Annotated in this window: 9 protein-coding genes; 7 read left to right on the forward strand and 2 right to left on the reverse strand. The window is 66.9% G+C overall.

Features of this window, described 5'->3' with window-relative positions; genetic code table 11:
- The first annotated feature begins 34 nt into the window (after positions 1-34).
- The 6 genes from IB258_RS19760 (at position 35) to IB258_RS19785 (ending at position 7167) form a co-directional block, all read left to right on the forward strand.
- Positions 35-835 (forward strand): winged helix-turn-helix domain-containing protein, encoded by an 801-nt coding sequence (locus IB258_RS19760; RefSeq protein WP_175160813.1) that lies wholly within the window; start codon positions 35-37, stop codon positions 833-835.
- Between the two features lie 338 nt (positions 836-1173).
- Complete coding sequence (locus IB258_RS19765) at positions 1174-1734, forward strand: fimbrial protein (RefSeq protein ID WP_175182041.1); 561 nt, start codon at positions 1174-1176, stop codon at positions 1732-1734.
- A 13-nt stretch (positions 1735-1747) separates the two neighbouring features.
- Positions 1748-2479: a molecular chaperone gene (locus IB258_RS19770; protein ID WP_225590462.1), complete on the forward strand. Its 732-nt coding sequence runs from the start codon at positions 1748-1750 to the stop codon at positions 2477-2479.
- An 81-nt stretch (positions 2480-2560) separates the two neighbouring features.
- The gene (locus IB258_RS19775; RefSeq protein ID WP_192353088.1) at positions 2561-5182 is read left to right on the forward strand and encodes a fimbria/pilus outer membrane usher protein; all 2622 of its coding nucleotides are present in this window, start codon (positions 2561-2563) and stop codon (positions 5180-5182) included.
- Positions 5179-5940 carry a molecular chaperone gene (locus tag IB258_RS19780; protein ID WP_225590463.1) on the forward strand — a complete coding sequence of 254 codons (762 nt, stop codon included), beginning with the start codon at positions 5179-5181 and terminating at the stop codon, positions 5938-5940. Before IB258_RS19775 ends, IB258_RS19780 begins: the two co-directional genes overlap by 4 nt.
- A gap of 36 nt (positions 5941-5976) precedes the next feature.
- Positions 5977-7167 (forward strand): fimbrial protein, encoded by a 1191-nt coding sequence (locus IB258_RS19785; protein ID WP_054457693.1) that lies wholly within the window; start codon positions 5977-5979, stop codon positions 7165-7167.
- A 68-nt stretch (positions 7168-7235) separates the two neighbouring features.
- Here IB258_RS19785 and IB258_RS19790 read toward each other — a convergent pair whose 3' ends face one another.
- Together IB258_RS19790 and IB258_RS19795 are read right to left on the reverse strand one after the other, a co-directional pair.
- Entirely contained in the window at positions 7236-10262 is a 3027-nt protein-coding gene (locus IB258_RS19790) for a filamentous hemagglutinin N-terminal domain-containing protein (RefSeq protein WP_192353089.1), read from the reverse strand.
- An 80-nt stretch (positions 10263-10342) separates the two neighbouring features.
- Positions 10343-12031: a ShlB/FhaC/HecB family hemolysin secretion/activation protein gene (locus IB258_RS19795; RefSeq protein ID WP_192353090.1), complete on the reverse strand. Its 1689-nt coding sequence runs from the start codon at positions 12029-12031 to the stop codon at positions 10343-10345.
- A 344-nt stretch (positions 12032-12375) separates the two neighbouring features.
- On the opposite strand from IB258_RS19795, the gene IB258_RS19800 reads away from it, so the two are divergent.
- Positions 12376-13107, forward strand: coding sequence for a response regulator (locus IB258_RS19800; protein ID WP_306650739.1), 732 nt, complete (start codon positions 12376-12378; stop codon positions 13105-13107).
- Positions 13108-13268 lie beyond the last annotated feature (161 nt).

The following is a 13268-nucleotide window of genomic DNA, read 5'->3' on the forward strand; positions in this document are numbered from 1 at the left end:
CTTCCCAGCTTCCACGAACCACAGGCCATCGATCATGAAAAAGCCCGCATTCAACCACACCGTCCATGTCTGCGTCGAAGCCATAGAGCCAGCGGCGACGCTAGTCCAAGGGCTGGGCGACCGTGCCCAGATGGTGTGCCTGACCCAATCCGCGCTCCGCTTGCAGGAACAGCTGGCCGAACCCGGATTGCACTACGTCGTCATGCACGGCAGCGTGGAATGGCTGGCCGCCATGCTGGGCGCGCGGCGCGGCCCCTACGTCACCGGACTGGTGGTCATGATCACCGCCAACGATTCCTCCAATGCGCGGGCCGAACTGATATGCGCCGGCGCCGACGCCTGCCTGGCCTCGAACGCGGGCATCGACGAACTGCTGGCGGCGCTGAGCAGCCTGGAACGCCTGTCCTCGGCATTGCGTACTCGCCTGCAGCGCGAAGCCGCCCCCGCCGCCGACGCCCTGGCGCGGCAGCGGCGCGCCTTGACCGGCACAGTCGCGACAGTCCGCGTCACGCCGGTCCGGGAATGGGCCCTGATCGAAGCGGAGAAAACGCTGCGCGCGCCTGACAGCGCCGGCAAGATCGCGTTGAGCAACAAGGAATTTGCGCTGCTGTCGTGCCTGCGCGGGCATGACTTCCAGTACTGCAGCATTGCGGATCTGCACCGCGAAGTGTGGCCGGATGCGGCAAGCCGCCCCATCCACCTGCAACGCGCCATCGTCTCCAGCGTGGTCGGGCGGCTACGCCGACGGGCGCGCATGGCGGGAATCGAGCTGCCGCTGCGCACGAGCTATGGACAGGGCTACACCTTCGTCCATCCGCTGAACAACGCCAACTAGCGGCGACGCCAATCGCGACGCTGCAATGGCGGCGGTTGGCTCCCGATCAACGCGACCCTGCGCAAATTCGTATTTCTCAGATGCGGAAATCGATGTCTTCCGACTAAATTTCCCGCCCCCGCGCCATAAAGTATCCGTACTCGCCGGCCCGCGCAGATTCGAGCGCACAACCGACGGGTACGAGCCGCCTGGATATCGCCGCATTCGCGGCGTCGGGCCTTACATGAATCCCCAAAAAGATCGCTGCCTTCCGGATGCGCAAGGACCGTCCCGGTCCGACCCGCGCCCGGGACGGTCTCGATCGCCGCGGGCAAGCCTAGCTTCAAAGGAAATACAACATGAAACGCAGTCTCGTCGCCTCTCTCCTGGCCTCCGGAGCCCTGGTCTCCGTGCTCGCGCCGGTGCCCGCCCACGCGGTTGACGGCGTCATCAACTTCATGGGCGTTATCCGCGCTCCCGGTTGCGACATCAACGGCAACACCCCGGGCCTGGGCAACACGCAGACAGTGCAGCTGGGCACGCCCACGCCGGAGGAAGTCGGCCTGGGCAATGCCGTCGAAGCCGAGTTCCAGCTGAATCTCGCGGGCGGAGCAGGCTGCACCGACGGCCGGAAGGTCCGCATCATGTTCGACCCGACCAACGCCACGCCAGCGGGCAACCTGGCGCTGCTGGATGCCGACCGCGCGCCCAACGTCGAGATCCAGATCCGCAACAACGCGACCGGCAACACCGGCATCATTCCCATTGGCGGTTCGGAAACCACGCCGCAGGTCGCCACGGTCACGGGCAATCCGGGGACGGCGGAACTGAAGTACGCCGCCAAGTATGTCGAGGTCGGCGGCGCGGCGGGCGCTGGCTCCGGCGCGTCGAGCATCAAGTATCTGCTGTCCTACAACTAAGCGCGGGCCGGTCATGGCGTCGATAGCGCGCATCGTTTCATCCCTGGCTGCCGTCTGCGCCATGACCCTGTGTTCCTGGGCTACACCGGTCCGGGCCGGACTGGTGCTGCAAAGCACGCGCCTGGTCATCTCGCCGGATTCCCGCGACGTGACGCTGGCCATCCGCAACGCGGGCGCCGGTCCCGTGCTGGCGCAGAGCTGGCTGGACGACGGCAATGCAGACAGGTCGCCGGCGGACATGCGCGTGCCTTTCGTCCTGGCGCCAGCGGTCGTGCGGGTGGACCCGGACAGCGGCGCGGTGCTGAGGATCTCATACACCCGCGAGCCGCTGCCCGCCGATCGCGAGAGCCTGTTCTATCTCAACGTGTTGGAAACGCCGCCGCGCGATCCGAACGAAGCCAATGTGCTGATCTTCCAGTTCCGGTCGCGCATCAAGGTTTTCTTCAGGCCAGCCGCGCTGCGTCCTCACGTTCAAGCCGCGCCGGCGCTGTTGAGCTGGAGGCTGCGTGGACGCGCGCTGGAAGTTACGAACCCGACGCCTTATTACGTCTCCTTCGCCAGCGTCGATCTGGTCGCAGGCGACAAGCGCACCGTGCTCGAAGGCGGCATGGTCGCGCCATTCGACAAGGCGCGCTTCGAATTGCCGTCCCGCGCGGCCAAACCCGCGGGCCGGGTCTCGGTCGAGTACGAGGTCATCACCGACTACGGCGGAACCACGAAGACAAAGCAGGCCGTTACCGAGTAAAGGCGCGGCGCAGCTTGCGCCCGCGAACCACAGAGCTGACACGTCCCGATGGAAAATCTACACGCAAGGGCTTGCCCCCGCTTGCCAGACCCCGCTCGTCCAGCGAATCGGCGCCAGGCGGCGGAAAGGCTCGCATCCGGTCTTGCCGCCGCGCTGGCGGTCTGGGTCGCTCCCGTACAAGGCAAGCAGGCGTTCTTCGACCCGCAGATGATGTTCCAAGGCGCAGGCGGCACGACCATCGACACGAGCCGCTTCGAGCGCGGCAACTTCATGGAGCCCGGCCGGCACAAGCTGGACGTCTACGTCAACGGCCAGTGGCGCGGCGTGGAGGAGGTCCCGTTCCGCCTCCTGGCCGGCAGCGCCAGCGCCACGCCGTGCTATGACAGCGCATTGCTGGCGCGTCTTGGCCTGGACGTCGACAAGGCCGCGCGCGGCGAGGGCATGCTTGCGCTATCCTCGACCGCAGCCTGCGGCGAGCTGTCGCGCTACGTGCCCGGCGCGCAGGTCAAATTGGAGGTGGCCGAGCAGAAGCTCTATCTCACCGTGCCCAAGTATTATCTGCGCCTCTCCACGCCCGGCGCCTACGTGGATCCATCGAACTGGGACTTCGGCGTGACGGCGGCGCGGCTGAACTACAACAGCAACCTCTTCACCTCTGAAAGCCGCGGCACGCGCACCACGCGTGGCTATGCGGGCCTGAATGCAGGCGTCAACGTGGGCGCATTCCGGCTGCGCCACTACGGCAGCGCGACCTGGTCGCCGGGCCATGGCGCGAACTATCAGCGCGGCTATACCTATCTGAAGACCGACGTACCGGCGTGGAAGTCGCAGCTGTTGATGGGAGAAAGCTCCACCGACGGCGACCTGTTCGACTCCGTATCGTTCCGGGGCGTGCAGCTGGCCAGCGACGAACGCATGCTGCCCAGCGCGTTGCGTTCCTACACCCCGGTTGTCCGCGGCACGGCCAACAGCAATGCCCAGGTGTCGGTGTACCAGCGTGGCTACCTCGTCTACGAAACCACCGTGGCGCCCGGCCCCTTCGCGCTCGAAGACCTGCAGGCGGCGGGATATGGCGGCGACCTGGACGTGCGTATCGTGGAGGCGGACGGCAGCGCGCGCAGCTTCGTCGTGCCCTTCGCCACCACCGTCCAACTGCTGCGGCCCGGCACCAGCCGCTACAGCCTGACGGCGGGGCGGGCGATAGATCTGGGCATGGGCAGCAGTTCGCAGTACTTGCTGCAGGGCATGTTCAAGCGCGGGCTGGGCGACATGTACACGGGTTACGGCGGTCTCGCTTTCACCCGGCACTATGGTTCCGCGCTGGCCGGCGCCGCGGTGAACACCGCGCTGGGCGCATTCGCGGCCGACGTCACACTATCCCGCGCCGAGCTTCCGGACGAAGGCACACGGACGGGCGCCAGCTACCGCCTGTCGTACAGCAAGAACCTGCCCAATAGCGGCACCAACTTTTCGCTCCTGGCCTACCGCTATTCCACCAGCGGCTTCGTGGGCTTGCGCGAGAGCATCGCCCTGCAAGGCGCGCCACAGCGCTACCGCTGGTTCGGCGACGTGGGCCGCACGCGCGGACGGCTCGACGCCAACATCAGCCAGCAGCTTGGCGTCAACGGCGGAAACGTCTACCTGTCGGGGTCGGCCATCCAATATTGGCAAGGCCATGGCAACACCATCAACTTCGCGCTGGGCTACAGCAACCGTTGGCGCGACATTTCCTATTCCTTCGGCGTGCAGCGCATGCAAAACCTGGCCACCCGAAATTCCTACCGGGGCGGCGGCCGCGACAACTCCACACTGGTCACCGTGAACCTTTCGATTCCCCTGGGCCGGGCCGAGCGCGGCGCTCCCATGCTCAACAGTTACTACAGCGCCGATTCCCGCGCCGGCGCCAACTTCACCACCTCGGTCGCGGGCTCGATGGGCGAGTCCGACCAAGGCACCTATTCGGTATCCGCCTCTCATGCCAGCCGCGAGAACGCCAACTCGGCAAGCGCAAACATCGGCTACCGCCTGCCGCAGTCCTGGGTGGGAGCGGGTATTTCGCAGGGAGCGGGCTTCCGCCAGGCATCGCTGAACGCGTCGGGCGGTGTGCTTGTCCATGCTGGCGGAGTGACCTTCTCGCAGACGCTGGGGGAAACGGTCGCGCTGGTGCGCGCCGACCACGCGCAAGGCGCGCAGATCGGCTACGGCGGTGACCGCCTGGACGCCCGCGGCTATGGCGTCGTCGCCAGCCTGAGCCCCTACCAGCTCAACACCGTCGACATCGATCCGCGCGGCATCCCCGACGACGTGGAGCTGCAGGCCAGTTCGCGCAACGTGGCGCCGCGCGCCGGCGCAGTCGTGCTGCTGTCCTACCCGACCCGCGTGGCCCGGCCGGTGCTGATCGACGCCCGCCAGGCCGACGGCGCCGCGCTGCCCTTTGGCGCGGAAGTGCTGAACGCCGCCGACGGCAAGCCGGTGGGCGCGGTGGGTCAGGGCAGCCGCATCGTCATGCGGGTGGAACAGGATCAAGGCCGCGTCATCGTGCAGTGGGGACCGGGGCCGCAGCAGCGCTGCGCCATCGACTACGCCCTACCCGAGCGCGCGCGGCAGCGCGCCCGGGGTTACGATGAGCTTTCGCTCACCTGCGCGCCGATGCCGGCGGACGGCGGCAGGCCCACGGGCCCCGGCCCGCTGGCGCGCCGATGATGGGCCTGCTGCGCGCATGCGCACCGCGCCTGACCGCCGGCCTGCTGATGGCCTGCATGGCAGCCTGGGCGCATGCGGACCTGACCGTGGTTGGCACACGCTTCATCTATCCAGCGCAAGCCAGGTCGCTGACGATACGCACCGGCAACTCGGGGCAGACGCCCATCCTGGTGCAGACCTGGCTGGACCAGGAGCAAGCGCAGGCGCGCACCGATCCCAGCAAGCTGCCCGTCCCTTTCGTGCTGACGCCCCCGGTCTACCGGCTGGATGCCGGGGAGCGCAAGGCGCTGGAGCTGCGCTACACGGGCGAACCCCTGCCGGGCGACCGCGAATCGGTGTTCTGGATCAATTTCCTTGAAATCCCTTCGCTGCAGCCGTCGCGCCGCAACCAGTTGCAGCTGTCGTTCCGGCTGCGGATGAAGGTCTTGTTCCGTCCGCCGGCGCTGCAAGGCGATCCTCGGGAGGCCCCGGCGCAAGTCGCGTGGAAGTACCGGCGCTCTGGAGACGCCGCTGCGCCATGGCAGCTGGAAGCGCACAACCCCACCCCTTTCCATGTGTCGCTGGCACGGCTGGAGCTTCCCGCCGCGGCGGGCGTGCAGCGCCTGGACGGTTTGACCGTGCCGCCGTACGCCACCTCCCGGTTCGCGCTACCCGCCGGCCATCAACCCCAGGCGCACGCAAGCACGCTGCGCTACGAGGCCGCCGATGACGCCGGCGACCTGATCCACGGCGCGGCAGCGCTCGCAGCCGCAAACTGAGTCCAAGCCGATCCCGGCATCCAGGAGTACACCCTGATGAGCAAGCTCCCTATCCCCGCACGCACCCATGCGATCGACAAGCCTGCACGGGCCGCCCTCCTCCTGCTGGCCGCCGCGATGGCATTGCCGTGCGCCCCGGTTCGCGGCGAACTGGTCATGAACCGCCCTGCCATCCACTGCAGCCAGTCGAACCAGGCCGGCGGCCCCTGGCGTGAAGTCTCGCCGCTGACCAGTTCCTCGCAGATTGGCGATGTGCTGTTCGAGCGGGGCGCCGGGCTTTTCAACAATTTCCAGCTTGGCTCGGGCGTGGGCGCAGGCGTCCTCCACGAATTGGTTGCGGCGGCGCAGTGGGGTCCCAACGCAGGCGTGGCCGCCGACGGCACGGCGCAGACAAACGTACCCGGCATCGGGCTGCAGGTATCCGTCATGGGCGCGGACGGCATCGAAAGACGGATCAAACCCGGCGCGCTGCCCGTGGTCATGGACAAACGTCCCGTGTACTACGACACCGCCGGGTCCGCGTCGCAGAAAAACTCCACCGTCACCGAGTACATCCAGCGCCTGGTACTGACCGACGCCGCGGCCAACCTGCCCAGCGGTGAACTGAAAGTGACGGGCGTGGACCCCAACATCACGCTGATGCTCTATGCCGTCAACTACCAGCAGGGCGCGGTGGGCTACGGCGAGGCCATCCAGAACTTTCCCGTCTGGACACCGGGCATTACCGGCGTCTGCGGCAGTCTGCCGTTTTCCTACCAGGGCACCGGCGTCATCGGCATTGGCGGTGGCACGGGGGTAATCGTCCCCAACAAATGCGAGGTCGGCGCCTACCGGACGATCCCAGTCTCGCTGGGAGACCTGCCCCTCTCGCTCTTCGATACACCGGGAGCCACCTCGCCAGCCAAGGAATTTTCCATCGTGCTGACCCAATGCAGCGCCTCGGCCAAGCCGACCATTACTTTTGCCGACAAGTACGGCCCCAACACCGATCCCCATGTGCTGAACCTGAAGCCCGGCTCCGAAGCCGCCGAGGGCATAGGCATTGCCATGATCAACGATACCGGCAAAGTCCCGGTCCGCTTCGGCGCCGCGTATGACATGCAGCGCGTCGGCGACCAGGCCGTGCTGATGCTGCGAGCCCACTATCTCCGCACGGCGCCGGTCGACGGAGCGGTCAAGGCCGGCATCGCCGATGGCAGCGCGGAGTTCACCTTCGAGTTTCCCTGAGGCCAGGGCGCCTCATGCCAACAGGGCCACGGACGCGCGCGTCCATGGCCCTGTTCATGCACTGTCGATCAACGCTCGACAATCCCGTAGTTCAAGCCCACCGGCGGCACCAGGGATGCCAGCCCCAACGTGCTGTTGGCGCGCAGCACGCCGTAGTTCGCGCCGGCCAGGCCGCCGTAGGTATGCTGAAGGGAGTTCACGAAATTCACCTTGCCGCTCGCGCTGGAATAGGAGATTTCGCCCTGGTTCAACCCAGCAATGCCCCCCAGCAGGGCGCGGCTCGCGCCACCCACTTCGCCCGAGGAAGAGGACTGCCGGACCTCTCCCATGTCGCCGTTCTCTCCCACCACGCCACCGGCACGGCTGTTGACGCCGCCGTAGACATTGCCATTGGCCATCGCCGAAACGATCAGGCCCTGATTGGCGCCGACCAGCCCCCCGACCGCACTGCCCTGCCCCGCTGTCACGTTGCCGCTGGCGTTGACCGTGCCCAGCGTGCCGGTGTTGTAGCCGACCAGTCCCCCGCTGTACCCATAGTGTCCGCCAGCAACCTTGCCGCGGGCGACCGAGGCTTCTATCGTGCCGCTGTTATAGCCGGCCAGACCGCCCGCCCGGCCTCCATTCCGGTTGTAGCCGGCCTTGACCTCGCCACCCGCCTCCGCCGTATCGATGCGTCCATCGTTGGCGCCGACCAGGCCGCCCACATTGACGCCATAGGCGGCCGTCACATCGCCTGCGGCCTTGACGTCCAGCAGCAAGCCGCCGTCGCTGTTGCGCCCTGCGAAGCCGCCGGTGGAGCCGCCGCCCTCGGCACTGACGCCACCTTCGGCGGCCGAGCCTGAAATGGCTCCGCTATTCAACCCCACCAGGCCGCCGGTGTATGCATCGCTGCCGTTCTGCACCCGTCCGGTCGCAAGCGAGCGTTCGATGTCGCCGCCCAGATTGCTGCCCACCAGCCCGCCCACATTGTGGCCAGCTCCCGTGGCTTGCGTGCCGGCGTGGCTGGCGGCGTCCGCGATCAGGCCGCGGTTCACGCCAACCAGACCGCCCATGCCGCCCAGCTCATCGCGCTGCATCGCTCCCGATACGACATTGCGCGAGACGCTGCGCGTAATGACGCCGCGGCTCGTCGCGGAATTCAGGTTTTCACCTGCCAGCCCGCCTATGGCGATCGTGCGCGAACCTGCATATACGCTGCCTGCGACGGTGGCGCGGTCGATACTGCCGCCGGCGTTGGTGCCCACCAGGCCGCCCACCACGTTACGGTGATACGAACTGCCCTTCACGTGCATCCCGGACGTGGATACGTTGACGATCTGGCCCGAGTTGCGGCCCACCAGCGCGCCCACCGACATGGATGCCGCGCCGGTGGCAGGCGCATTGACAGCCATCGACGCCAGGTTGACATTGCTGATGCTGCCGGACGAGGCGGCGAACAAGCCCACGTTGGGACCCGCGCCGCTGACCGAATAGCCGCTGAGCGTATTGCCCAGACCGTCGAAGACGCCTGAAAAGATGCCATGCGGACCGCCTATGGCCTGGATCGAGCCGCGTCCGCTCAGCTTGTTGCCTAGCACGTACAGGCCGCTCAGGTTGCGGTCGATGTCCTGCAGCTGGGCAAGGTTCTGGATCACCGCGTAACGCTGGCCATGCGCGCTGAACGATGCACCTGCGCCGGACAGCGTGATCACCGCCCCTTCGCCCAGAATATGGCCTCCGGGCGCCTGCAAGGACAAGGCACCGTTGATGCCGGTAATGGCAGTCTTGCCGTTAAGCGCGATTTCCCCGCCGGCGGACAGGGCAATGGCGGCGTTCTGGCCGGTTGCGGCCAGGTCTGCGTTGACCGCGATATCACCCGCCGCAACCAAGCCGAGCGTGTTGCCGCTGTGCCACGCGATCGGGCCATTGAGCGCGACGTCGCCCGCAGCGCCTTCCAGCACGATGTTGGTGGCCGCGAGATTGCTGGCGACGGTGTCCGCGTGCACCGTGACGTTTGCCGCGGTGGAGTTTTCGCCCACCGTCACCCCTGCCGACGCGATGCACCAGGTGCCGCTATCGCCGTTCAAGGCCCGCGTGTCGACCTCAGTGCCAAGCCGCACGGCCACCTGCTGCCCCCGCATCTCCACCTCGCCGCCGTTGCCTGGCGAGGCAAGCGCGCTGGCATTCAGCTTGCCCGCAGCCACCACCACACCGGCGCCTCCGCCGTCCAACGTAATCTTGCCGCCTTGACCCTGCAGCGTCTTCGCTTCGATGATGCCCTGGCTGTTGACCACCGTGCGCAAGGCCGCTCCCGCGGCGCTGGCCGTCATCAGGACCTGCCCGCCGTCGGCGCTCAGCATGCCGCCATTCTCGGCCAGGGCGGACAGCGCGGCGCCATCCATCCGCAAATCGAGCAAGCCGTTGCCGTCGAAGTTCACAGTGAACTCTGCGCCGGCTGCCAGCGCGATCCGCCCCAGCCGCGCCTGGATCACACCCTGATTGCTGACCTTGGCGCCCAGCAGCGCGACGCTGCCGCGGTCGCGCGCGGCAATCACGCCCTGGTTCAATACGGAGGCCTCCGATGGCCCGGCGAAGCGATAGTTGCCCGCGTTGAAATCGGTGTCGGAAAGCTGCTTGGTCGACGCTACCAGTCCGCCCACGTTGACCTCCGCGCCCCTGCCGAAGACGATGCCGTTGGGGTTGACGAGGAAAACCTGGCCATTTGCGTCCATGCGTCCCAGGATCGAACTTGGCGACAGGCCGTTCACCCGGTTCAGCGCGATGGATCCGACGCCAGGCTGGTTGAAGGCGACACGTTCGTCGGCGCCGATACTGAAGCTGTTCCAATCGATGATCAGCTTTTGCGTGTGCTGATTGATCGACACCTGTTTCTGGTCCAGCGTGGTGTGGATATCGCCTATGCCATTGCCGGCCGCGATCGTCCCTCCCGTCGGTGCAGCATGCGCGCCAGACAGGCTCGCCAGTCCGATCAGGGCCAGCGCGGCAACGTGACCACGCCTGCCGCCGCCGCATTTTCCATGGCGGCGCGCCGACTCGCGCGCCACGCTCCAACTTTGTCTGGCCTCGTTCCATACCAATGCATATGTCTTGTTCATGATTGCCTCGCGAGAATGGCGCATCCGCCGCCACGGCAGACTGCGCCGGTTGAGAAAACTGCGCGCGTGATGCGCCTGCGTCAGAAGTAGCGCGACGCCTGGAACCACAAGCGGGGCTCGCGGTCCGCTTCCGTCGCGGGTAGCTGCCGGCCCATCGGCCAGGCGATGCTCAGGTTCACCTGATGGTTGGCGCCGTACTTCGTGATGCCGAATCCCGCCGCACTCAGGTCGTTGCGGTTGCCTTCGCGCGTCCAGCGCTGTTTGCTCAGGCGCACGCTGCCGCGGTCCGCAAAGGCGCTCGCCTGCCACCCGGGAGCCATTTGGTAACGCAATTCGACGCCGGCCAGCCAGCCCTCGTCGCCGCTGGCCGCGCCCAGCGGATAGGCGCGTACGCCATAGGGTCCGCCCAGGCTGAATTTCTCGGAACTGTCCAGGTTCTTCGACGCCCATTGCGCGTCCAGCCGCGCATACAGCTGCAGGCGGCCCACGAGCTGCTGCAGTCGGCTGGCCGAAAGATTGGTCTTGGCGAACCCGCCCGCAGTGCGCACGGTCAGACGGTCCTCGCGCTCGGCTTGCGAATCGCCCAGGCGCAGTCGGCCGCGGCCATGCGACAGCTGCAAGATGGTCCTTCCGCCGCCGAGCCATCCGTCCTCGCTGCTGCCGGCCAGGGCCACGGTCCATAGCCCGATACGCTTGCTGCTGCTTACGTCGAAGAGATCCATGCTGTCGACCAGACGCTTGCGCTCGTGCTGCAATTGCAGGCGCAAGCTGGCGCGGCGCGTGCGCACCAAGGGCTGCTGGATGAACACGGTCGACACGTCGGCGCGGCCGTGCGCACCCAGGGGTTCGAAACGCCTGCCGAGTTCGTACCGCATGCTGGACATGCCAATGCCGACGCGCGTGGACCAGGAGCCAAGGGGAAGCTGATAGCCGGCGTTGTAGTAGCGCTGCCCGCCATCGCTCCCCAACAGTCGCAGATTGAGCTGGTCGCCCAGGCGCAGGGGGTTGTTGACGCCGATGCTTCCGCTCAGCCGGTATTCGCCGGTGTAGTAGCCGCCAAAATTGTCCGCGTCCACGCTGCCGAAGACGAGCGGTCCCGCCTCGGCATCCACCAGCAGGCTGGTGCTGCCGGTTTCGGCGCCGGGCCGTAGCGTTCCCTTCACCGCCACGCCGGGCAGCTCGCTGAGCAACAGCAGCGCGCGCTCCAGCTCACGGGCCTGCACTGCATCCCCCGGATGCAGGGCGGAGAGCGGCTGTTCCAGCACAGCATCGCGGATCCGCGAGCGGTTTCGCAGACCGATCTCGCCATAGCTGCCCTCCAGCACGGCGATGCGCAGGACGCCCGCATCGATGTCTTGCGGCGGCAGGTAGGCGCGCGCCAGCACATAGCCCCGATCATGGTAGTAAGCGGTGACGCGATCAGCGGCCAGGCGCAAGTCCGGAAACGTCAGCGCCGTGCCCGCCAGATCGGCCAGCAGCGCCCGCAGCGTCGCGTCGTCAACGGCGCGGTTGCCTTCGAAGCGGAACTCGAGCACCTTGACGGCGGGGCCTGTGGCCGCTTCGCCGGACGCGGCTGCGGGCGGCTGCGGTTCGGGCAATTGCACCTCCGGAGCCGTGCCACCCGAGGGCATGGCGGGCAAGACCGATTGCAGGTCGCGCATGGCGCGCCCCGCATCCGGGATCTGCGCCCGCGAGACGTCCGCACACAACGCCATGACCAGCCCGGCGGCCAGCGCAGCCATCCGATGGCGCGCGTTCTCCCCTGTCATCTCCCGCCCCCTGCTCTCTGCCTTTTTTTCACAGGAAGCGTTTGCCCCCGGGCCGGCTGCCGCTCCTGCCAAGCCGGGCGATTCTCGTCCTGCCGGCAGAATACGGAGCGGACGGGAGTGGAACTGTGGGAAGACTACGAAATCGGAGTCGTACTACTACGATTCGGCAGTCGCCTGCCGCGGAGTTGGGGGTGGCGGCGGCTGCGACGAGCGCCGCACTTTAGTACTCCTCCTATTCTTTGGCGAGGACGCCGTCGGTAATATGGCGGCACGCGGCATCGCCACAGCAGCCGCGCACATACAGCGTTTCAAACGCCTGCTTGCGAAACTTGGCGGCAATCGCCATGGACGCACGGCAGTTCCGCAGCAGGCTCTGGATGAACGGGGAAAGAAACATGTCACACGGCCGCATCCGCGTCATCATTGCCGACGACCATCCCATCGTGTCCCTGGGCGTGAGCCACGAGCTCGCGCGAGATCCGGCCATCGAAGTGATCGGCTGCGCCAGGAACTCCACGGACCTGGTGGCCCTGCTTGAAACTCAACCGTGCGACGCGGTGGTCTCGGACTACGCGATGCCGGGCGGCAAGCACGGTGACGGGCTGGGGCTCATCGGATTTTTGCGGCGGCGCTTCCCGGCGCTGCGAGTGGCCGTGCTCACCATGGTCGAGCATCCCACGCTGCTGCGGGCGCTGCTGGCCGAAAAGAACCTGTGCATCCTCAGCAAGGCAGATTCAACGCGCCATATCGCCGAAGCGATACACGCGATGAGCCGCGGCCGGACCTACTATTCGCCGACGGTGAAGGACATGATCATCCGCGAATCCCTCTCGCCGCAACAGCCGCGGTTGACGCGGCGAGAGGCAGAGATCATCCGTCTGTTTTGCGCGGGCGCAACCATCACCGAGATATCGCGTATTTCCAGCCGCAGCGTGCAGACGGTCAGCTCACAGAAGCGCAGCGCGATGAGGAAGCTGGGCATCGAACGCGACGCGGACCTGGTCCGGTACGGCTGCGCCGCCCTGCCGATGGCCGATATGACGCCACCCGACGTGAAGGGCGAGAAAGCGGCCTGAGTCTCCGGCGGTACCAGTGCTTGCCCCTTGTTCAATGTCGACACGCTGGACGCGACCAGACCCGAGTGGCAGCCGCTTGATCCATGTCAAAGCCGCTGGCAAGCCTTTGCGCCAAACGGGCCGGAATAATGTTCAAGTAGCTGCGCCCGCCCCCAGAAACC

This window comes from Achromobacter sp. ACM02, from assembly GCF_014851605.1.
GTDB classification, from domain to species: domain Bacteria; phylum Pseudomonadota; class Gammaproteobacteria; order Burkholderiales; family Burkholderiaceae_B; genus Achromobacter; species Achromobacter aegrifaciens.

Coding starts and splice junctions, on each gene's coding strand:
- IB258_RS19765 (WP_175182041.1), top strand. CDS start 1,174: ATGAAACGCAGTCTCGTCGCCTCTCTCCTGGCCTCCGGAGCCCTGGTC.
- IB258_RS19785 (WP_054457693.1), top strand. CDS start 5,977: ATGAGCAAGCTCCCTATCCCCGCACGCACCCATGCGATCGACAAGCCT.
- IB258_RS19790 (WP_192353089.1), bottom strand. CDS start 10,262: ATGAACAAGACATATGCATTGGTATGGAACGAGGCCAGACAAAGTTGG.
- IB258_RS19780 (WP_225590463.1), top strand. CDS start 5,179: ATGATGGGCCTGCTGCGCGCATGCGCACCGCGCCTGACCGCCGGCCTG.
- IB258_RS19770 (WP_225590462.1), top strand. CDS start 1,748: ATGGCGTCGATAGCGCGCATCGTTTCATCCCTGGCTGCCGTCTGCGCC.
- IB258_RS19795 (WP_192353090.1), bottom strand. CDS start 12,031: ATGACAGGGGAGAACGCGCGCCATCGGATGGCTGCGCTGGCCGCCGGG.
- IB258_RS19800 (WP_306650739.1), top strand. CDS start 12,376: ATGGACGCACGGCAGTTCCGCAGCAGGCTCTGGATGAACGGGGAAAGA.
- IB258_RS19760 (WP_175160813.1), top strand. CDS start 35: ATGAAAAAGCCCGCATTCAACCACACCGTCCATGTCTGCGTCGAAGCC.